This window comes from Variovorax sp. PMC12, assembly GCF_003019815.1.
Classification (GTDB): domain Bacteria; phylum Pseudomonadota; class Gammaproteobacteria; order Burkholderiales; family Burkholderiaceae_C; genus Variovorax.
Window position 1 is genome coordinate 3,046,259 of record NZ_CP027773.1, and the last position, 21,093, is coordinate 3,067,351.

20 protein-coding genes are annotated in these 21,093 nt (G+C 68.2%); 9 read left to right on the top strand and 11 right to left on the bottom strand.

All coding sequences use genetic code 11. The features are described 5' to 3' along the window. Positions 1-66 precede the first annotated feature (66 nt). Entirely contained in the window at positions 67-1,587 is a 1,521-nt protein-coding gene (locus C4F17_RS14235; RefSeq protein ID WP_234382087.1) for an aminotransferase-like domain-containing protein, read from the top strand. Here the strand turns inward: C4F17_RS14235 and C4F17_RS14240 are convergent. From C4F17_RS14240 to C4F17_RS14280, 9 genes are all read right to left on the bottom strand, one after another. After that, positions 1,560-2,486 carry an ROK family protein gene (locus C4F17_RS14240; RefSeq protein WP_106935663.1) on the bottom strand — a complete coding sequence of 309 codons (927 nt, stop codon included), beginning with the start codon at positions 2,484-2,486 and terminating at the stop codon, positions 1,560-1,562. The genes C4F17_RS14235 and C4F17_RS14240 overlap by 28 nt on opposite strands. Before the next feature lie 36 nt (positions 2,487-2,522). Next, positions 2,523-2,717, bottom strand: coding sequence for a DUF2905 domain-containing protein (locus C4F17_RS14245; RefSeq protein WP_056509065.1), 195 nt, complete (start codon positions 2,715-2,717; stop codon positions 2,523-2,525). A gap of 10 nt (positions 2,718-2,727) precedes the next feature. Next, complete coding sequence (gene hisN / locus C4F17_RS14250; protein ID WP_106935664.1) at positions 2,728-3,513, bottom strand: histidinol-phosphatase; 786 nt, start codon at positions 3,511-3,513, stop codon at positions 2,728-2,730. A 93-nt stretch (positions 3,514-3,606) separates the two neighbouring features. Continuing rightward, positions 3,607-4,476, bottom strand: a complete 870-nt coding sequence (locus tag C4F17_RS14255; protein ID WP_081265660.1) for an ABC transporter permease — start codon at positions 4,474-4,476, stop codon at positions 3,607-3,609. 118 nt (positions 4,477-4,594) lie between these two features. Then, complete coding sequence (locus C4F17_RS14260) at positions 4,595-5,452, bottom strand: ABC transporter ATP-binding protein (RefSeq protein ID WP_199851854.1); 858 nt, start codon at positions 5,450-5,452, stop codon at positions 4,595-4,597. Positions 5,453-5,511: 59 nt separating this feature from the next. Continuing rightward, on the bottom strand, positions 5,512-6,522 hold the full coding sequence (locus C4F17_RS14265) for an ABC transporter substrate-binding protein (protein WP_106935665.1): 1,011 nt from the start codon (positions 6,520-6,522) through the stop codon (positions 5,512-5,514). 20 nt (positions 6,523-6,542) lie between these two features. Next, a complete protein-coding gene (locus C4F17_RS14270) occupies positions 6,543-7,436 on the bottom strand; it encodes a TauD/TfdA dioxygenase family protein (protein ID WP_106935666.1) in 894 nt (297 codons plus the stop codon). 159 nt (positions 7,437-7,595) lie between these two features. Beyond that, entirely contained in the window at positions 7,596-8,267 is a 672-nt protein-coding gene (locus C4F17_RS14275; RefSeq protein WP_159053661.1) for a hypothetical protein, read from the bottom strand. A gap of 76 nt (positions 8,268-8,343) precedes the next feature. Beyond that, on the bottom strand, positions 8,344-9,459 hold the full coding sequence (locus tag C4F17_RS14280) for a class I SAM-dependent methyltransferase (protein WP_106935668.1): 1,116 nt from the start codon (positions 9,457-9,459) through the stop codon (positions 8,344-8,346). Between the two features lie 36 nt (positions 9,460-9,495). Between C4F17_RS14280 and C4F17_RS14285 the strand changes: the two genes are divergently transcribed. The 5 genes from C4F17_RS14285 to C4F17_RS14305 all read left to right on the top strand — a co-directional run bounded on the left by C4F17_RS14285 (position 9,496) and on the right by C4F17_RS14305 (position 13,041). Further along, positions 9,496-10,272, top strand: coding sequence for an SDR family oxidoreductase (locus C4F17_RS14285; RefSeq protein ID WP_106935669.1), 777 nt, complete (start codon positions 9,496-9,498; stop codon positions 10,270-10,272). Between the two features lie 11 nt (positions 10,273-10,283). Then, entirely contained in the window at positions 10,284-10,682 is a 399-nt protein-coding gene (locus C4F17_RS14290) for a dihydroneopterin aldolase (RefSeq protein ID WP_081271445.1), read from the top strand. Between the two features lie 93 nt (positions 10,683-10,775). Next, positions 10,776-11,708, top strand: a complete 933-nt coding sequence (ttcA, locus tag C4F17_RS14295) for a tRNA 2-thiocytidine(32) synthetase TtcA (protein ID WP_081271430.1) — start codon at positions 10,776-10,778, stop codon at positions 11,706-11,708. A gap of 47 nt (positions 11,709-11,755) precedes the next feature. Next, complete coding sequence (locus C4F17_RS14300; protein ID WP_106935670.1) at positions 11,756-12,376, top strand: DUF4136 domain-containing protein; 621 nt, start codon at positions 11,756-11,758, stop codon at positions 12,374-12,376. A gap of 20 nt (positions 12,377-12,396) precedes the next feature. Next, the gene (locus C4F17_RS14305; protein ID WP_106935671.1) at positions 12,397-13,041 is read left to right on the top strand and encodes a histidine phosphatase family protein; all 645 of its coding nucleotides are present in this window, start codon (positions 12,397-12,399) and stop codon (positions 13,039-13,041) included. A 13-nt stretch (positions 13,042-13,054) separates the two neighbouring features. Here C4F17_RS14305 and C4F17_RS14310 read toward each other — a convergent pair whose 3' ends face one another. Continuing rightward, positions 13,055-16,225 (bottom strand): efflux RND transporter permease subunit, encoded by a 3,171-nt coding sequence (locus C4F17_RS14310; RefSeq protein ID WP_106935672.1) that lies wholly within the window; start codon positions 16,223-16,225, stop codon positions 13,055-13,057. A gap of 55 nt (positions 16,226-16,280) precedes the next feature. Beyond that, a complete protein-coding gene (locus C4F17_RS14315) occupies positions 16,281-17,474 on the bottom strand; it encodes an efflux RND transporter periplasmic adaptor subunit (RefSeq protein ID WP_106935673.1) in 1,194 nt (397 codons plus the stop codon). Between the two features lie 253 nt (positions 17,475-17,727). Between C4F17_RS14315 and C4F17_RS14320 the strand changes: the two genes are divergently transcribed. The 3 genes from C4F17_RS14320 to C4F17_RS14330 all read left to right on the top strand — a co-directional run bounded on the left by C4F17_RS14320 (position 17,728) and on the right by C4F17_RS14330 (position 21,070). Further along, positions 17,728-18,186: a hypothetical protein gene (locus tag C4F17_RS14320; RefSeq protein ID WP_081271435.1), complete on the top strand. Its 459-nt coding sequence runs from the start codon at positions 17,728-17,730 to the stop codon at positions 18,184-18,186. Between the two features lie 95 nt (positions 18,187-18,281). Further along, the gene (miaB, locus tag C4F17_RS14325; RefSeq protein WP_106935674.1) at positions 18,282-19,643 is read left to right on the top strand and encodes a tRNA (N6-isopentenyl adenosine(37)-C2)-methylthiotransferase MiaB; all 1,362 of its coding nucleotides are present in this window, start codon (positions 18,282-18,284) and stop codon (positions 19,641-19,643) included. Then, entirely contained in the window at positions 19,643-21,070 is a 1,428-nt protein-coding gene (locus C4F17_RS14330) for a sensor histidine kinase (protein ID WP_081271437.1), read from the top strand. Before miaB ends, C4F17_RS14330 begins: the two co-directional genes overlap by 1 nt. Positions 21,071-21,093 lie beyond the last annotated feature (23 nt).

Sequence of the window (21,093 nt, forward strand, 5' to 3'; positions counted from 1 at the left end):
GTTATGGTGGTTTTCCCGAGCAACTGCATCTGTTTTCCAATGCCCGATCGGGGGAACATCTGCCCCATGGACTCGCTACCGCTCTACCGCCAGCTTGCCGCGCACTACGTGGACGCGATCCACACCGGCTCGCTCAAGCAGGGCGACAAGCTGCCGTCGCTGCGCAGCCTCATGCGGCTGCACGACATCAGCCTGTCGACCGCGCTGCAGGTCTGCCGCGCGATGGAAAGCGACGGCTGGGTCGAGGCGCGCGACCGTTCGGGCTACTTCGTGCGGCGGCCGCAGCGCATGGCCATCGCGCCCATGGAAGAGCCGGTGGCCGACGTGCCGCCAGACCCCGCGCGGTTCGTCAGCATGCGCGAGCGCATGGCCAACTTCATGGCGCGCGGGCGGCACACGGGCGTGAAGCTCAACTTCGCCATCGCCCGCGCGGCCCCCGAGCTGTACCCGGCCGAAGCGCTGCGCAATTCGATGACGCGCGCGCTGCGCCAGCGGCCCGAGCTGCTGACCACCGCCTCGTCGCAGAAGGGCCACCTGCAGTTCCGCGAAGCCGTGGCGCAGCGCAACCTGCGCATCGGCATGACGGTGGCGCCCGACGAGGTGCTGGTCACCAACGGCTGCATCGAGGCGCTGAACCTCGCGCTGCGCGCCATCGCCAAACCGGGCGACACGGTGGCCGTGGAGTCGCCCACCTTCTACGGCCTGCTGCAGGTGCTGGAGAGCCTGGGCATGCGCGCGCTCGAGATCCCGACCAGCCCGCAGACCGGCATCTCCATCGAGGCGCTGGAGCTGGCCATCCAGACCTACGACGACATCAAGGCCGTGGTGGTGGTGCCGCACCTGCAGAACCCCATCGGCAGCGTGATGCCCGACGCCCACAAGCAGCGGCTGGTGCACCTTTGCGAGGGCCACGGCATCGCGCTGGTCGAGGACGACACCTACAGCGACCTGGTCGAGAGCGACACGCCGCTGCGCGCGCTGAAATCATGGGACCGCACCGGCAACGTGATCTATTGCGCCTCGCTGCACAAGGTGCTGGCGCCCGGACTGCGGCTGGGCTGGATCACCGCCGGGCGCTGGCATGCGCAGGTGGAAATGCTCAAGTACGCGCAGACCCGCAACAACGAGGCGCTGGCGCAGATAGCGGCGGGCGAGTTCATCGCGGGCGGCGCCTACGACCGCCACCTGCGCCGGCTGCGCGAGCGGCTGCACGTGCAGCGCGACCAGACGGCGGACGCCATCGCCCGGTATTTTCCGCAGGGCACGCGGCTGAACCTGCCGCGCGGCGGGCTGCAGCTGTGGGTGGAACTGCCGCAGCGGCTGTCGTCGGTCTCGGTGTTCGATGCGGCGCTGCGCGAGCACATGCTGGTGGCGCCGGGCGCGCAGTTCTCGAACTCGCCGCGCTTCGACCACTACCTGCGCATCAACTGCGGCTGGCCGTATTCGGACGCGGTCGATGCCGGGCTGCGCCGGCTGGGTGCCATCGTGGCCGAGGGCTGCGGCGTGGCGCCGCCGGCCACGGCCGAGCGGCGCAAGGCGCCTTCTTCCCCGGCTCAGTCTCAGTCGAGCAGCGCCAGGGCCGCGTAGTCGCCGACCTTGTCGCCGAGGCCGGCGGGCACCAGCAGCACGCCGCGCGTGAGCGGCAGCAGCCTGCCGTCGATCTGCGCCTGCAGGCGCGGCAGCACGAAGTCGCTGTTGTGCGAGAACACGCTGCCGCCCAGGCTGATGCGCTGCAGGTCGAGCGTGATGACCATGTTGTAGAGCATGCGCCCGACGATGCGGCACAGCGCCTCGGCCGTTTCGACGGCCTTGGGCTCTCCCGCCGCGGCCGCGCTGAAAAGTTCGGCCGCCGACTGGCCGAAGCGGTGCTCGATCGAGCTGCCACTCACCAGCGCCTCGACGTCGCCGTGGTTGCCGCAGCCGCACAGCGCGCCGCTGGCGTCGTCGACCACGAAGCTGTGGCCCGCGTGGCCGGCGTTGCCGTTCTTGCCGCGCAGCGCCCGGCCGTCCACGCACAGGCCCACGCCCACGCCGGTGCTCCAGGTAGCGTAGGCGCAGTTGTCCAGGCCCTTCAGCGCGCCCCAGTGGCGCTCGGCCTCCAGCGCGGCGACGGCGTCGTTCTCGACGCGCACGCTGCCGAAGCGCTTGACCAGCGGGGCTTCGATGATGGCGGTCATCCAGGAATTGGGCAGCCCGCGCGAGGGGCCGGCGATTCCGCCGCAGATGTTGGGCGTGGCCAGCTCGACCAGGCCGTCGCGCAACTCGAACGGACCGGTGGACGACACGCCCACCCGGTCGACCGTGCCCGGATCGACGCCCTGCTCCGCGCACACCTCTTCGATCATGCGGATGATCTGCACCGCCACCGCGTCGTTGTCGCCGGTCTTGGCGGTCGGCTCGCTGCGGCGGCCGACCAGCGGCTTGTCGCTCGAGGGGGAAAGGCTCACGGCCACCTTGGTGCCACCGATGTCTACGCAGGCTCTCATTGCGGGGGTCTTCTCTCTCTCAGGTCAGGGGCGCCGCTACAGCAGGCGCGCGACCAGCGCCGCGATCATGCTGAGCACCACGGTGCTCGCTATCGGCAGCTGCCACTCGCGGCCGAAGGCGCGAAACTCGAAATCGCCGGGCAGCCGCCCGAACCCGAAGCGGCGCAGCCAGGCGGTCAGGCCGCTCATGAGCACCAGGGCAAGGACGACGACGATCAGCCAGCGGAACATGCCGGACAGTCTAGGCCGAGAGCAGGGCCATCGCTTGTCGGTGAAGTTCGGGCGTTGCGGCGGCAATGACCCTTCCGTCGGACTTCAGGCCCAGCGGCTGGCCCTGCCAGTCGGTGATGACGCCGCCGGCCGCCTCGATCAGCCCGGCCGGGCCGAGGTAGTCGTAGGGCTGCAGGCCGGTCTCGACCACCAGGTCGATGGTGCCGCCCGCCAGCTGGGCGTAGCCGTAGCAGTCGCCGCCGAAGCGGCGCATCGCGCACTGGCGGCTGAGCCTGTCGAAGGCGGCCCAGTCGGCGGGCGCGAAGATGTCGGGCGAGGTGGTGACGATGCGGGCCTTGGCCACCTCGGTGCAGTTGCTCGCGCGCACCGGCTGGCCGTCGCGCGTGGCGCCCTTGCCGCTGCCGTCGTTGCGGCCGATCCAGCGTTCCTTGAGCGCCGGCATGTCGACCATGCCGAGCACCACGCGCCCGCCTTGCAGCACGCCGATCAGCGTGCCCCACAGCGGCGAGCCGGTGATGAAGCTGCGGGTGCCGTCGATCGGGTCGAGCACCCAGACGCGCTCGGCCTCGAGCCGCTCGGGGCCGTGTTCCTCGCCGTAGATGCCGTCGGCCGGCACGCGGGCGCCGAGGATCTGGCGCATCGCCGTCTCGGCGGCGCGGTCGGCCAGCGTGACGGGGCTTTCGTCGGCCTTGGTGATGATGTCCAGCGGGGTGCGGAAGTAATGCATCGACTGGGCGGCGGCGGCATCGGCCAGCGCTTCGGCGATCGGCGAGAGGTCGGAAGAGGAAGAACTCATGGGAGAGGAGGAAACGCGTGCCAAAACCTGCGATTAGACCCGAGCCGGGGCCGCTTTGGCACGCCGGGGGCCGGCGCCTGAATCCGCCGGCTGCTAGCGCTGCTGGCCCCAGCGGCGCACCGTCAGCCGCTCCAGCGTCTTGAAGCCGAGGCTCTCCACCAGCAGCCCGATGAGCACCACCATCGCCAGGCCCGCGAACACGCGGTCGGTATAGAGCTCGTTGCGGTTCTGGAAGATGTACCAGCCCAGGCCGCCCTTGCCCGACGAGGCGCCGAACACCAGCTCGGCCGCGATCAGCGTGCGCCAGGCGAATGCCCAGCCGATCTTCAGCCCCGACAGGATCGACGGCAGCGCGGCCGGCACCAGGATCTGCAGCACGTAGCGCAGGCCCTTCAGCCCGTAGTTGCGCCCCGCCATGCGCAGGGTTTCGGGCACGCCCTGGAAGCCCGCGTAGGTATTGAGGGCCAGCGGCCACAGCACCGAATGGATCAGCACGAACACCAGGCTGCCCCGGCCCAGCCCGAACCACAGCAGCGCCAGCGGCAGCAGCGCGATGGCGGGCAGCGGGTTGAACATGGACGTGAGCGTGTCCAGCAGGTCGCGGCCGACCTGCGTCGACACGGCCAGCGTGGTGAGCGCAAAGGCCAGCAGCACGCCGGCCAGGTAGCCCTGCAGCAGCACCGCGAGCGAGATGCGCACCTTCTCGATCAGCTCGCCGCTGGCCAGCCCCTCGAACAGCGCGCGCGCCGTGGCGGTGAAAGTGGGCAGCAGCAGGTCGTTGTCCTGCCAGCGGGCGGCCAGCTCCCACAGCACGGCGATGGCGACGAGGATCAGCCCCTTGCGCAGCCAGGCCTGCGACCAGATGCGCGTGCCCAGCGGCAGCGTGCGTTCGACCGGCAGTTCGGTGAAGGGCTCGAGCGTGCGCTCGTACTCGGGGCGGATGGGAGGCGTGAGAGTGCTCATGTATTGCTCCTTCCCCCTCCGGGGGAAGGTCGGGATGGGGGCAGGCGGGGCGCGCGATGGATACGCTGCTTGCCCCCACCCCTGCCCTTCCCCGGAAGGGGAGGGAGAAAGGCGGGGCTCATGCAATGACCTCGTGCTCTTCCTCGAAAAGCATGTCGTGGATGCGCTGCGCCGTGCCCTGGAATTCGGCGCTGCCCAGGCTGTCGAGCGAGAAGCCGTGGCTGTTGATCTCCGCGCGCATGCGCCCCGGATGCGGCGACAGCAGCGCGATGCGGTTGCCCACCACCAGCGCCTCCTCGATCGAATGGGTGACGAACAGCAGCGTGAAGCGCACCTCGTCCCACAGTTCGAGCAGCTCCTGCTGCATCCTGCGGCGCGTGAGCGCGTCGAGCGCGGCGAAGGGCTCGTCCATCAGCAGCACGCGCGGCTGCATCGCCAGCGCACGCGCAATCGCCACGCGCTGCTTCATGCCGCCCGACAGCTGGTGCGGGTGCACGTCGGCGAACTTCGACAGGCCCACCTTGTCGAGGTAATGCAGCGCGCGCTCGGACGCTTCCTTCTTGCCGAGCGTGCGCGAGGCGAGCAGCGGGAACATCACGTTCTGCTTGACCGTCTTCCACGGCGGCAGCTGGTCGAACTCCTGGAACACGACGATGCGGTCGGGCCCGGGCTGCGTCACGCGCCGGTCTTCGAGGCGGATCTCGCCTTCGACCGGCGCAATGAAGCCGGCCACGGCCTTCAGCAGCGTGGACTTGCCGCAGCCCGAGGGGCCGAGCAGCACGAAGCGGTCGGCGGCATGGACGTCGAAGCTCACGCGGTGCGTGGCGCGCACCACGCGCTCGGGGGTGCGGTATTCGAGGCTGACGTTGTCGACCTGGAGCAGCGGTGCGTTGGCGTCCTGCTCCCTCCCCCGCTGGGGGAGGGCTGGGGTGGGGGCAGACAGCGCCTGCTTGGCCACCGCCCTGCCCTCCCCCATCCCTGCCTTCCCCCAGAGGGGGAACGAGTCAAACCCCGAACGCACCTTCGCCGTGCCCATCAGTTCCCCGAAACGTTCTGCGCATCGTCGAAGAAGTAGTCCTTCACCGAAGCCGGCTTGTTCCTGATCGCGCCCACCCGGTGCATGAACTCCGCCAGCGGATAGGTGTTCTGCGGCGTGGTCTTGAACTGCACCTCGGGGTTCCTGATGATCTTCAGCAGCAGCTCGCGGTCGAGCTTGGCGTTGCTCACCTTCAGGTAGATGTCCGCCGCCTTCTCCGGATTGGCGGTGACGAACTTCGCGGCCTCGTCGAGCGCATCGACGAAAGCCTTGTAGGTCTTCGGGTTCTCGCTGCGGAATTTCTCCGTCGCATAGAGCACCGTGGCCGACGACGGCCCGCCCAGCACCTGGTACGAGTTGAGCACGATGCGCGCATTCGGATTGCCCGCCAGCTCCTGCTCCTGGAACGGCGGATTGCCGAAGTGGCCCGTGATCTCGGTGCCGCCCTTGATGATGGCCGCGGCCGCGTCGGGGTGCGGCACCGCCACGCTGATCTTGTCGAGCCGGTTGAACTCCTTGTCGCCCCACAGCTTGGCCGAAGCGAACTGCAGCACGCGCGACTGCACCGACACGCCCACCGCGGGCAGCGCGATGCGGTCCTTGTCGGTGAAGTCGGCGATCGACTTCACGTTCGGATTGTTGGTCACCAGGTAGTACGGGAAGTTGCCCAGCGAGGCCACGCCCTTCACGTTCTGCTTGCCCTTGGTGCGGTCCCACAGCGTGAGCAGCGGCCCCACGCCGGCGCCGGCAATCTCGATGTTGCCGGACAGCAGCGCGTCGTTCACCGCCGAGCCGCCCGAGAGCTTGACCCATTCGACCTTGGCGTCCACACCGGCCGCCTTGGCGTGCTTCTCGATGAGCTTCTGCTCCTGCGCCACGTTGAGCAACAGGTAGACGATGCCGAACTGTTCGGCGATGCGGATCTGGCCCTCGGCATGCGCGGCCAGGCTGCCGGCCAGGAGACTGAGGCCGGCGGCGAGCGCGGCGGCTTTGCGGGTGAAGCGGTTCATTGACTGTGGTCCCGGAAGAATCAGAAAGGCGTGTCGCCGACGATGGTGGTGCGGTTGAGGCGGCGGCGCAGGTGGTCGGGCGTGCCGGCTGCGAGGTGCATCAGCGAGCGGTTGTCCCAGAACACGAGGTCGTGCGGAGCCCACTGGTGGCGGTACACGAACTCGGGCTTCACGCTGTGCGCGAAGAGCTCGGCCAGCAGTGCGTCGCTTTCGTCCTGCGGCAGGCCGACGATGCGCGTCGTGAAATGCTCGCTGACGAACAGCGCCTTGCGGCCGGTTTCAGGGTGCGTGCGCACCACGGGCTGCACGGCTGGCGCGACCTGGTCGATCTGTTCTTGCGAGAGCTTGGGCCGCCACGGGTTCTTTGCGCGCAGCTCTTCGTACTTAGCGAGGTAGCTGTGCTCGGCCTTGAGCGGCAGGATGCGCCGCTGCAACTCGGGGCTCAGCGCTTCCCAGGCCAGATGCTGGTCGGCGAACAGCGTGTCGCCGCCCTCGCTGGGCAGCTCCTGCGCATGCAGCAGCGAACCGAGGCTGGGCTTGGGCTTGTACGAGATGTCCGAATGCCAGTAGACCCCCGCGTCGCCCAGGCCGATGGGCTCGCCGTTCTCCTTGATGTTGGAGACGATCAGGATTTCCGGGTGGTTCTTCAGCTGGAACTGATGGAGCACGTGGATTTCGAGCGGGCCGAAGCGGCGGCTGAAATCTATGTGCTGCTGCGGGGTGATCTGCTGGTTGCGGAACACGACCACATGGTGATCCAGGTGCGCGCGGTGGATGCGCGCGAAGTCTTCGGCGTTGATCGGCTTCGAGATGTCGAGGCCGACGATTTCGGCGCCTACGGGGGTGTCGAAGGGGCGCACTTCGAAGTGCTGTGAAACGCCTGCGGCGTTGAAGGGAACGGCATGAGAGGTCATGGACGGCGACGCCTGAATCGATCAAGGCTCTGCGTGGGCAAGCCTGCCACTCTAGGCCTAACCGCCGCCATTGCGAAAGAACGATTCGTTGCTTGCTTATGGCCCCTCGCGCATTTACCCAGCTTCCCCCAAAAAGGCGACAAGCCGCACTGGGTCGCGCTATTTCTTCCAGAACTGCCATTTCCGCTTCACGCGGAACGGCTTGAGCGCAGTGAGGCCGGCGTCGCCCTCCAGCGTTCCGGCAACCTCCCTCAGCCTTGCACGCACGAGCGACAGCGGATGGGAGGGGAACATCGCATCGTAGGCCGCGCTGTCCGAGGGAATGACCCGCAACGGCGTGGCCCGCATCCTCTCAAACAGACTTTCACCCTCCGCCAGCTCGATCGGTTCGGCATCGGGAATGGGCCACTTGTCCCCTTCGAGGGCCATGACCGCGGCCTCGCGAATACCGGTAGTGCCGATTTCCTGTGCCTCGATATTGATCTGGTAGTTGCAATCGCCAAATGGAATCCACAGGATGCCTACGTAGTACATCGCAAGACTGCCTGGTGTCGGTGCTCGGTACTTGAACAGGCCACTCAGCACCTCGAGCCCCATCACCTTCACGACTTCCATCGACAGCATGACGCCTCGGTTGTCGATGCATTGCTGTCGGTAGAAGGCGGCCGCAGCATCGGGCATGGTCAGGTCGAATTGCCAATCGACCGGCACCGCCCTGAAGCGCATCAGATGCGCCACACCCGCTGCACTCATCCAGAAACGATGGTTCTCGCTGCTTTCGCCGAGCGTGCATTCGGCGACATCGAACGTAAGCGACTCCATACTGACCATGACACTTCCTCCCTTTTTTGACAGCGCCGACTGTAGATGGAAACAGCTAGCGCGAGAGGAGCATCCATGGCCGTGTTCACAAGGTGTGGCTGCGATCCCCCTCAACAAACCCCATCGCCTCCCAAGCCTCCCCCACGGCAAACCCGACAACCTTGAACAACTCCCCCATCTCATGCTCATGGATCAGCCGCGCAGCCATAGCCCGCTCGGCAGTGCCCCCAAGTTCCATCCTCCCCAGCAACCCGCAGTTCAGCAGAAACCGCGCCTGGCTCGCATAGCCCAGCACCTCAAGCCCCGCATCCTGACCAGCAAGCGCAATCCCCGTGAAGTCCACATGCGCTGTGATGTCCTTGTAGCCCACGTCGGACAGCGGATCGCCATCGGCCTGGTGCGCGCGGTGGCACATCACCGTGCCCATGTGGCGTTGCGGGTGGTAGTACTCGGCCTCGGGGAAGCCGTAGTCGATCAGGAAGGCCGCGCCTTTCTTCAGACGGTCCGCCAGCGTCGCGATGAAGGCCCTGGCCTGGGGATGGATCTCGGTGAGGTAGTCGTGCTCGCCGGGCACGTCGACCGGCGGCCGCAGCTCGGTCGGGCGGTCCGCCCAGGCCCAGCCGTCGTCCTGCGCGTTGCGCACCACGCCGCGCTCGAACCACTGGCCCCCCACGCGCGCCAGCAGTTGCACCGGCATCGCGTCGAGCACTTCGTTGCCGACGACCACGCCCTCCATCGACTCGGGCAGTTCATTGAGCCACTCGACGCGGTCCGCATAGCGCACCAGCGCCTGCTGCTGCCGCTCGCGCAGAGTGCCCGACAGGTCGACGATGCGGTAGCGCACGTCGGTGCGCCCCATTTCGTCGAGCGCATGCAGCAGTTGCACGGCCAGCGCGCCGGAGCCCGCGCCGAATTCCCACACCGTGGAGGTGCCGGTCTTCTCCAGCGCCTCGGCCACCTGCGCGGCCAGCGTCTGGCCGAACATCGGCGTGAGTTCGGGCGCGGTCACGAAGTCGCTGCCAGAAGACGGCATGTGGCCGAACTTGGCGGAGCTGTTGGCGTAGTAGCCGAGGCCGGGTGCGTACAGGGCCAGCGCCATGAAGCGGTCGAACCCGATCCAGCCGCCCGCGCGTTCGACGGAACGCGCGATGAGGTGATCGAGGGCGGTGGGTAAACTGCTGGGGGTTGTCGTTGTCGTCACGGCGCCATTGTCTCTCTCCTCCCATTTCCCCTCCGCATGAGCACCGCATCCTCCTCCCCCGCCCGCCGAACCGTTCTCGTCACGGGTGCCGGCCGCAGGCTGGGCCGCGACATCGCACTGGCGCTCGCCGCCAGCGGCTGGCAGGTGGCGGTGCACTACCGCAACTCGCGCGCCGAAGCCGAGCAGACGGTGGCCGACTGCGCCGCGCTTTCGGGCGACTCGGCCCTCTTCGCCGCCGACCTCGAGGACGAGGCCGCCACGCGCGCCCTGCTGCCCCGCGTGGTCGCGCGCTTTCGCAGCGTCGACGCGGTGGTGCACAGCGCCGCGCTGTTCGAGCACGACGAGGCCGCCACCTTCAGCTACGCGCTCATGGAGCGCCATGCGCGCAGCAACACCGGGGCGGCCATCCTGCTGGCGCAGGCGCTGAACGAACACGTGAGCGCGCGCGATGCGCAAGGCGCGGTGGTCCACCTGCTCGACCAGAAACTCTGGAACCCGAACCCCGACTTCCTGAGCTACACGCTCTCGAAGGCCGCGCTGGAAGCCGCCACGCCGATGCTGGCGCTGGCGCTGGCGCCGCGCGTGCGCGTGGTGGGCGTGGCGCCCGGCCTCACGCTGGCGAGCCACATGCTCGACGACGACAAGTTCGCGCAGCTGCACAAGCTGTCGCCGCTGGGCCGCTCCTCCACCCCGGCCGACGTGAGCGCCACGGTGAAGTTCGCGCTGGAAAACAGCTCCATCACCGGCACCACCCTGCTGGTGGACGGCGGCCAGCACCTGATGAAATTCGAGCGCGATTTCTCGCTCATGTGAGCACCACCACCATGTCCACCGCATCTTCCCAGCCCGCGGCCGCGCCCACGCAGGGCCGCCAGACACTCACCCTCCAGGGCCTGCGCTTCGACGCCAACCTGGGCATCCTCGACCACGAGAAGACGGCACCGCAGCCGATCCAGGTCGATGCCGAACTCAGCCTCGGCCCGCAGCCGCTGCTGCCGCAGGACGACGACATCTTCCATGTGCTCGACTACCGCAAGGTGCGCCGCATCATCATCGACGAGTGCACCGCCGAGCACGTCAACCTGCTCGAAAGCCTGATCGGCAAGCTGGTGCAGCGGCTGCTGCAGCTGCCCGGCGTGGTGGGCGTGCGCGTGAAGATCGCCAAGCTCGAAATCTTCGACGACTGCGAAGTGGCGATCCGCATGGAAGCCGGCCAGTGGTAGCGGGAAGAACCACGGCTTTTCCCGCCGCGTAGCGCGTGGCATGGGGATCGGGGACAATCACCTCCTCCCCCGACTCCCCGAAGTAGCCTGCCCATGAACGCCGTCTGGATCGACGAGGCGCCCGCCGCCGCCGACGCCACTGCCAATTCCCTCAAGATCGAACGCGAGACGCACAAGCTCGAAAAGCGCCTGTGCCGCCAGGTCGGGCAGGCCATCGTCGACTACAACATGATCGAGGAGGGCGACAAGGTCATGGTGTGCGTCTCGGGCGGAAAGGACAGCTACGCGCTGCTCGACATCCTGCTCAAGCTGAAGGCGCGCGCGCCCATTCACTTCGACATCGTGGCGGTCAACCTCGACCAGAAGCAGCCCGGCTTTCCCGAAGAAGTGCTGCCCAGGTACCTGAGCGAACTGGGCGTGGACTTCCACATCGAGAACCAGGACACCTACAGCATCGTCAAGCGCGTCATTCCCGAGGGCAAGACCACCTGCGGCCTGTGCAGCCGGCTGCGCCGCGGCATCCTGTACCGCGTGGCCGACGAGCTGGGCGCCACCAAGGTCGCGCTGGGCCACCACCGCGACGACATGCTGCAGACCTTCTTCCTCAACATGTTCTTTGCCGGCAAGCTCAAGAGCATGCCGCCCAAGCTGGTGAGCGACGACGGCAAGCACGTCGTGATCCGCCCGCTGGCCTACGTGGCCGAGAAAGACACCGTGCGCTGGGCCCAGCACCGCGAGTTCCCGATCATTCCGTGCACCCTGTGCGGCAGCCAGGAAAACCTGCAGCGCAAGCAGGTCGGCGAAATGCTGCGCGAGTGGGACAAGAAGTACCCCGGCCGCGTCGAGAACATGTTCACCGCGCTGCAGAACGTGGTGCCTTCGCACCTGCTCGACGGAACACGGCACGATTTCAAGGGTCTCAAGGCGACCGGCGTGGCGGATGACGACGGCGACAAGGCCTTCGACACGCCTTCCTTCGACTTGCTCTCCCAGGCACCCTCAGCACTGCGCATCGTCCAGGGCTGATTCGGGCAACCCAGGGGAATTTTGGGCAGCCTTGCCCGGAGACCCTCATGAAACGTGCGCTTTCAGCTCTTCTTCTCATAGCAAGCCTGACCGGCTGCGCCACCTCCTGGGTGGTCGACAGCGATGTGAAGAGCTTCTCTTCCCTCGGCCCGGTGCCACCCGGCGCCACTTACCGCTTCGACCGCCTGCCCTCGCAGCAGGCCGACGGCGCCCGGCAGGATTCGCTCGAAGCCATGGCAGCCGCGGCGCTCGACAAGGTCGGCCTGCGCCGCGACGACGCCCATCCCCAGTACAACGCGCAGATCGGCGCCCGCGTGACGGCCGGCCTCTCGCCCTGGGCCGACCCCTGGCTCTACGACGGCCCCTGGGGCTACGGATGGGGCGGCGGCTACGGCTACTACGGGCGCCGCTGGTACGGCGGCGGCTGGTACGGCGGGCCGGTGTTCGCCCAGCCGTCGAACCCCTGGTACGAGCGCGAAGTCAGCATCGTGCTGCGCGAGGCCGGCTCCAACCGCGTGGTCTACGAGACCCGCGCGCGCAACGACGGCCCCTACAGCTCGAGCGCGGCCGTGCTGCCCGTGATGTTCCAGGCCGCGCTGCAGGGCTTCCCGAACCCGCCGCAGGGCGAGCGCCGGGTGAACATCGAACTGCCGACGGCTCTAAAGTAGCGCCTTCTAGAATCCCGCGGATGGAAGAAGCCACCCGTCTGATCGCCGTTCGCCACGGCGAAACCGCCTGGAACGTCGACACCCGCATCCAGGGCCACATCGACATCGGGCTCAACGCCACGGGCCTCTGGCAGGCGCAGCGTGCAGGCGCGGCGCTGGCCGACGAGCCCATCGGCGTCGTCTACGCCAGCGACCTGTCGCGCGCCTGGCAGACCGCCCAGGCCATCGCCGAGCCCCACGGCCTGGCCGTGCAGCCCGAGCCGCGCCTGCGCGAGCGGGCCTTCGGGAACATGGAAGGCCTGAGCTTTGCCGAGATCGAGGCCACGCTGCCCGCGCAGGCCAAGCGCTGGCGCGAGCGCGACCCCGAATTCGAGCCCGAGGGCGGCGAGAGCCTGCTGACATTCCGCGACCGCGTGACCGGCGTGGCCGCCGAGCTTGCGGCACGCCATCCGGGCGAACTGGTCGTGCTGGTGGCGCACGGCGGCGTGATGGACGTGCTCTACCGCGCCGCCACCCGCCAGGGGCTGCAGGCGCCGCGCACCTGGCAGCTGGGCAACGCCGCCATCAACCGCATGCTGTGGACGCCGGAGGGCTTCAGCCTCGTGGGCTGGAGCGACACCACCCACCTCGCGGTGGGCGACACGCTCGACGAAACCACGACCTGAGCGGGCGCGCGCCTCAGGCGTGCGAGGCCGCCGAATGGCCTGGCGCGCCGCCGGCTTCGACCTTGGCCTCGCCCGGCAGATCGACCATCGGCCCGGTGCCGCTGTAGCGGTCCAGCGCCAGGTAGATGGCCGGCGTGATGTACAGCGTGATCACCTGCGAGAAGATCAGCCCGCCCACCACCGCCACGCCCAGCGGCTGGCGCAGTTCGGCGCCGGCGCCCAGGCCCAGCGCGAGCGGCAGCGCGCCCATCAGCGCGGCCAGCGTGGTCATCAGGATCGGGCGGAAGCGCAGCCGGCAGGCTTCGCGGATCGCCTCCACCGGGCTCAGGCCTTCGGTGCGCTGCGCGTCGAGCGCGAAGTCGATCAGCATGATGGCGTTCTTCTTCACGATGCCGATCAGCAGCAGGATGCCGATGGTGGCGATCAGCGTCAGGTCGAAGCCGAAGATCTTCAGCGAAATCAGCGCGCCCACCGCCGCCGAGGGCAGCCCCGCCAGGATGGTGATCGGGTGGATGTAGCTCTCGTACAGCACGCCCAGCAGCACGTAGATGACCAGCACCGCCAGCACCAGCAGCACCGCCTGGCTCGACTGCGAGCTCTGGAACACCGCCGCGTCGCCGCCGTAGGTGGTGATGATCGACTGCGGCATCTTCAGCTCGTCCTTGAACTGGTCGATCTTGGCGGTCGCGTTGCCCAGCGGAACGTCGGGGCCGAGGTTGAACGACACCGTCACCGCCTGCAGCTGCCCCTGGTGGTTGACCGAGGTCGGCCCCACGGTGCGCTTCACGGTCGAGAAGGCAGAAAGCGGCACCAGCTTGCCGGTGGTGCTGCGCACCGACAGGCGCGCCACGTCTTCCTCGAACTGGCGGTCGCTGTCGGCGGCCGAAAGAATCACCTGGTAGGTGTTGCTGGCGCCGTAGATGCTGCCGATCTGGCGGTCGCCGTACGCGTTGTAGAGGGCGGTGCGCAGGTCGCCCACCGCCACGCCCAGCACGCCGGCCTTGTCGCGGTCGATGTCGAGCGTGGCCTGCAGGCCGCGGTTCTGCGAGTCGCTGGTGACGTCGCGGAAAGCCGGGTCGGCGCGCATGCGCTCCATGAGCCTGGTGGCCCAGGGCACCATCTCGCCCGCGTTCACGCTCTGCAGCGTGTACTGGAAGCGCGCCTTGCTCTGGCGGCCGCCCAGGCGCAGGTTCTGCACCGGCTGCATGTAGACGGCGATGCCCGGGATCTCGCGGAAGCGCTGGCGCAGCGACTCGAGCACCTTGCCCATGGCCGGACGCTCGCCGCGCGCCTTGAGCACGGCGAACAGGCGGCCCGAGTTCTGCGTGGCCGTGGGGCCGCCCACGCCGACGAAGGAGCTGACGTAGTCGACGCTCGGGTCGGCCTGCAGCGCCTCGGCCACGCGGTCCTGCAGTGCCTTCATGGCGGTGAACGAAATGTCCTCGGCCGCCTCGGTCGTGATCTGGATCTGGCCGATGTCTTCTTCCGGGAAGAAGCCCTTGGGGATGGTCGCGAACAGCCAGCCGGTGACGACGAAGGTCAGCCCCGCCATCAGCAGCATCAGCTTGCGGTGGCCCAGCGTCCAGTCGAGCGAGCGCATGTAGCTGCCGTGCACCGAGCGGTAGCCGCGCTCGAAGGCACGGCCGATGGCGGTGCCGGGCTCGGGGTGCTCTTCCTCGTGGTCGATCGCGCCTTCCTTGCGCGGCACCTGCTTGAGCAGCCGGCTCGCGAGCATCGGCACCAGCGTGAGCGACACCACGGCGGACACCAGCACCGCCAGCGCCACCACCACCGCGAACTCGTGGAACAGCAGGCCGATGACGCCGGGCATGAAAAAGATCGGGATGAACACGGCCACCAGCGAGATCGAGATCGACACGATAGTGAAGCCCACCTCGCGCGCGCCGCGCAGCGCCGCGGCGAACGGGTCCATGCCCTTTTCGACGTAGCGCATGATGTTCTCGAGCACCACGATGGCGTCGTCCACCACCAGGCCCACGGCCAGCGTGATGCCCAGCAGCGAGATGTTGTCCAGGCTGTAGCCGAAGGCGTAGAGCAGCGCCACCGCGCCGATCAGCGAGATGGGAATGGTGGCCGCCGGAATCAGCGTGGCCACAAGCCGGTGCAGGAACAGGAAGATCACCAGCACCACCAGCGCGATGGTGCCCAGCAGCGTGAGCTGCACGTCGTGCACGGCTTCGCGGATCGACAGCGAGCGGTCGTTCACCATCTGGATCTCGACCGACTGCGGCAGCTCGGCCTTGAAGCGCGGAATGAGCGCGCGCACCGCGTCCACCACCTGCACCGTGTTGGCATTGGGCTGGCGCTGCACGGCGAGCGAAATCGAGTCTTGCCCGTTGAAGCTGCTGGCGGTCTTGACCGACTCGAAGCTGTCTTCGATGGTCGCCACTTCATCGAGCCGCACCGGCGAGCCGTTGCGCTGGCCGACGATGAGCTTGGCGAAGTCGGCCGCCTTCATGAGCTGGCGGTTGGCCTGGATGGTGAGCGTTTGGCGCGGGCCGTCGAGGGTGCCGACCGGCGTGTTGGCGTTGGCGGAGTTCACCGCCTTGGCCAGCTCGTCGAGCGTGATGCCGCGCGCGTTGAGCAGGTCGGCATTGGCCTTGATGCGCACGGCAAAGGCCTTGCGCCCGTACACGCCCACCTGCGCCACGCCGTCGATGGTCGAGAGCGTGGGCGAGATCAGGTTCTCGGCGTAGTCGTTGAGCTCCGACGGGTTCATCGACGGCGAGATCAGCGCGATGAACAGCACCGGCGCGTCCGCCGGGTTGACCTTGCGGTACGAGGGCAGCTGCGTCAGTTCCTGCGGCAACTGGCGCTGCGCGCGCAGCAGTGCGGCCTGCACGTCGACGGCGGCGGCATCGATGTCGCGGCTGCTGACGAATTCGAGCGTGAGCGATGTCACGCCCTGCGTGTTCACCGAGCTGATGGTCTGCAGGCCCGGGATGGTCGAGAACTGCTTTTCCAGCGGCAGCGCGACCGACGACGCCATGGTGTCCGGACTCGCGCCCGGCAGTTGCGCATTGACGTTGATGACCGGCGTGTTGTAGCTGGGCAGCGCGGCAACGGGGATGCTGAAGTACGCAAAGATGCCGATGACCACCACGGCGGCGGACAGCAGCACCGTCATCGCGGGACGACGGATGCAGAGCTCCGAGATGTTCATTTGGCAACCTCCGCGCTTCGCGCTGCGGTATTCGCCTTGGGAGCGGCCCGGCGGCTCATGCCCGTCCCTGCTTCGGCGGCTTGATGTCGGTGCCGTCCGAAGACGCGGCGCTGCCGGGCGTGACGCCCGTGGTGCCCTTGGCCGGAGACTCGGGAGCCCCGGGCGCAGCGGCCGGCGGCTTCACGTCGACGCGGACCTTGCCGCCTGGGCGCACGTTCTGGCTGCCCTCGATCACCACCTGCTCGCCGGGCTCCACGCCGCTGACGGCCACCTTCGTGCCGAAGGTGTGCAGCGCCTTCACCTTGCGGCGCGTGGCGGTCTTGGCTTCATCCACCACGTAGAGCGACGTGCCGTCGGCCAGCATCATCAGCGCCGCGGCGGGCACCACCGTGACGCCGTTGAGCGTGCGCACCGTGATGCGCGTGCCGACGAACTGCCCGGGCCACAGGCCCTGGTCGGCGTTGGCGAACACCGCCTTGGCGCGCACCGTGCCGATCAGCGGATCGACCGTGTTGTCGACGAAATCGAGCGTGCCGGCCAGCGGCTCCTTGCGGCCGGTGACGACCGCCTCGACTTTCGAGCGCGAGCGCGCGGCCTCCAGCAGGTCCTGCAGGTTGCCTTCGGGCACCGGGAAGCTCACCGCGATCGGGTCGAGCTGCGTGACCGTGACCAGCGACAGCGTCGGCTGCACCAGCGTGCCCGGATAGATGTTGACGGCGCCGATGCGCCCGGCAATGGGCGCGCGCAAGGTGGCGTAGCCCAGCGCCACCTGGGCCGACTGCACGGCGGCGCGGTCGGCGGCCACGGCGGCGCGCTGCGCCTCGAGCTGCGACAGCGTGGCGTCGGCGGCGCTCTTGGCGATGAAGTTCTGCGCCACCAGGTCCTGGCTGCGCTTGTACTGGCGTTCGAGGTCGGCCAGCGTGGCCTCGTCCTTCTGCTGCTGGGCCCTGGCGCGCGCCAGGTTGGCCTGGTCGTTGCGGTCGTCGAGCGTGAAGAGCAGTTGTCCCGCCTTGACGAACTGGCCTTCCTTCACGTGCACCGCGCTCACCGTGTTCGTTACCTGCGGGCGCAGGTCGACGCTGTTGAGCGAGACCACGCTGCCGTTGACCTGCACCGTCACCGGCACGTCCTGCTTCTGCGCGGTGGCCAGCGTCACGAGCGCCGGTGCACCGTTCCCGCCGCTGCCGCCGGGCGCGCCGCCGGCACCCGGGGCCTTGGCGCTCTTCGCGGCCGGCTTGTCTGCGGACATGCTCCACCAGCCGCCCGCGACGGCTACGATCAACACGCCCGCAAGGGCGACAGCGACATTTTTTTTCATGGGGTTCTTGTGCACTTTGGGCTGACAGCGACTATTGGATCAGCGGTCGTGCCACGGTGGTCACGGGCACCGTAAAGAAATGTAAAGCAAGTCAACCCGAAGCCCGAACACCCACCTGCCGTCGACCGGTCGGACGAACACCCCCTCGTTAAAATCCCCGGTCCACAGCCTCTGGATAAACCCCATGAACCGCTGCAAGAACCCCACGAATGCTCTCACTTTCATAGCGCTCTGCGCACTCGTCGCAGGCGCTGCCGGCGTTTTCCCGCTCGCGGCCAGCGCCCAGGACGAAGTCCCCCGGCCGCAGACGCAGAACGAATCGCTGGTCGGCGGCCGCAACTTCCCCATCGGCACGCTGCGCGGCAAGTTCATGGTCACCAATGCGCCCGACGTCGAACTCGACGGCAGGCCCGACCGCCTGGGCGCCGGCGCGCGCATCCGCAGCGCGCAGAACATGCTGGTCATGCCCGGCGCCATCATTGGCCAGAAGTACCTGGTCAACTACACGCGCGACGCCGCCGGGCTGCTGCGCGAGGTCTGGATCCTCACGCCCGACGAAGCCTCGGCCAGCCGCGAATCCCTGAACAAGCCGTTCCTGAACATCTGGCCGTTCACCTCGAACGACACCGTCAACACGCAATAAGCCCGGGCGGCGCGACGCCTTTTTTCTTCTTCGCGCGCCCGCACCGCCCCGCCCCGCCCTGCGCAAGAAGCGCGCAGGGCCACGAGAGATTTCCCATGAAAAAAGTATTCATCAAGACCTTCGGCTGCCAGATGAACGAGTACGACTCGGACAAGATGGCCGACGTGCTCAACGCCGCGCAGGGCTACGAGCCCACGCAGAACGTGGATGAGGCCGACCTCATCCTGTTCAATACCTGCTCGGTGCGCGAGAAGGCCCAGGAGAAGGTGTTCTCCGACCTCGGCCGCGTGAAGCACCTGAAGGCCAAGGGCGTGAAGATCGGCGTGGGCGGCTGCGTGGCCAGCCAGGAGGGCCAGGCCATCATCGCGCGCGCGCCGTATGTCGACATCGTGTTCGGCCCGCAGACGCTGCACCGCCTGCCCGAGATGCTGAACGACCGCGAGCGCCTGGACCGCCCGCAGGTGGACATCAGCTTCCCCGAGATCGAGAAGTTCGACCACCTGCCGCCCGCGCGCGTGGAAGGCGCCACCGCCTTCGTGTCGATCATGGAAGGCTGCTCCAAGTACTGCAGCTACTGCGTGGTGCCCTACACCCGCGGCGAGGAAGTGAACCGCCCGCTCGACGACGTGCTCGTCGAGATCGCCGGCCTGGCCGACCAGGGCGTGCGCGAGATCACACTGCTGGGCCAGAACGTGAATGCCTACCGCGGCAGGATGGGCGACACCGCCGAAATTGCCGACTTCGCGCTGCTGATCGAATACGTCGCCGAGATCCCCGGCATCGAGCGCATCCGCTACACCACCAGCCACCCCAACGAGTTCACGCCCCGCCTGATCGAGGCCTACGCCAAGGTGCCGCAGCTCGTGAGCCACCTGCACCTGCCGGTGCAGCACGGCAGCGACCGCATCCTGATGGCCATGAAGCGCGGCTACACCGCCATGGAATACAAGAGCACGATACGCAAGCTGCGCGCCATCCGGCCCGAACTTACCCTGAGCAGCGACTTCATCGTCGGCTTCCCCGGCGAGACCGACGACGACTTCAACAAGATGATGAAGCTGATCGACGACTGCCAGTTCGATGCCAGCTTCAGCTTCATCTTCAGCCCGCGCCCCGGCACGCCGGCCGCCGCGCTGCACGACGACACGCCGCATGAAGTGAAGCTCGCGCGCCTGCACACGCTGCAGTCGGTCATCGATGCCAACGTCAAGCGCTTCGGCCAGGCGCTGGTCGGCACCACGCAGCGCGTGCTGGTGGAAGGCGCGTCGCGCAAGGACGCGAACGAACTCATGGGCCGCACCGCCTGCAACCGCGTCGTCAACTTCGAGGGCGACGCGCGCCTGGTCGGCCAGATGACCGACCTGCGCATCACCCGCTCGCTGGCCTACACGCTGCGCGGCGAGGTGCTGACGAGCGAGTCGCCCATGTCCCCAGCCCCCACGGCGCTCGCCCACTGATGGCGAAGCGGCCATCCATCCGGGGTTCGTTCCAGCAGCTGCTGCTGTTCGCGTTCCTGCTGATCACCGCGCTGCTGGTCGGCGTGGCGCTGCGCTCGGTGCTGCAGTACGACGCGCTGATGACGCAAAGCCGGGACGCCGCCGCCCGCGCGCTGCGCCTGTCGGGCGCGTCGCAGTCGCTGGCGGAGCGCAGCGCGGCCATGGAGCGCGCCGGGCGCCAGTCGCTGGTGCTGAACGATGCGGTGCTGCGCCGGCGCTTCGACGACGCGGCGCGCGAGGCGCACCAGGTGCTCGAGCGGCTCGAGAAGAACGGACTGCCGCCCGCCGGCATCGAGATGTGGCGCACCCAGCTCGGCGTGATCGAGGGCCTGATGAGCGGCAGCGCCGACAGCGCCCTCGCCCGCGAAAGCACGATGGCGATGCAGTTCCGCGAGCTCGACGCGCTCAACACCAACATCGCGCAGCAGGCGCAGTTCCTGATCGAAACGCAGAACGACGCGCTGGCCCAGCGCATCGAGAACGCCCGCCGCCGGCTGATGCGCGAGGTGGTGGCCGCCAGCGTGCTGGCGGTGTCGCTGGCGCTGGCCTTCGGCATCTGGCTGGCGCGGCCTTTCAAGCGGCTGGAGCACGCCATCGTCGGCCTCGGGCAGAACCGGCTCGACGAACCCATCGACATCCGCGGCCCGGCCGACATACGGCGCGTGTCGCAGCAGCTCGAATGGCTGCGGCTGCGCCTGACCGAGCTCGACGCCGACAAGGCGCGCTTCCTGCGGCACGTGTCGCACGAGCTGAAGACGCCGCTGGCGGCGCTGCGAGAAGGCGTGTCGCTGCTGGAAGACGGCGTGACCGGGCCGCTGAACCCGGCGCAGCTCGAGGTGGCGCAGATCCTGCAGCAGAACACGGTGGCGCTGCAGGGGCAGATCGAGGCGCTGCTGCGCTTCAACGCCGCCGCCTTCGAGGCGCGCGAACTGCGCCGCGAGCGCACCGAGCTGCTGCCGCTGATCGAGGAACAGATCGAGGCGCAGCGGCTGCAATGGCAGTCGCACGGCCTGCGCGTGCGCGCCGAGGGCGAGCCGATCGCCATCACGGTGGACCGCACCAAGCTCGGCACGGCCATCGCCAACCTGCTGTCCAACGCGATCCGCTTCTCGCTGCCCGGCGGCGTGATCACGCTGGCGGTGTCGGGCACGCCGGAGGCGGTGCACATCGACGTGAACGACGCCGGCCCGGGCATCGCCGAGGGCGACCGCGACCGGATCTTCGAGCCCTTCTTCCGCGGCGAACGCCAGCCGGAGCACACGGTGAAAGGCACCGGCATCGGACTTTCCATCGTGCAGGAGTACATTGCAGCCCACGGGGGCCGCATCACCCTGCAGCCCGGCGGTCCCGGTGCTCGCTTTCGCATCGAACTGCCGCGCACGGCTTGACACCGCGGGCCCCACTCCAACAC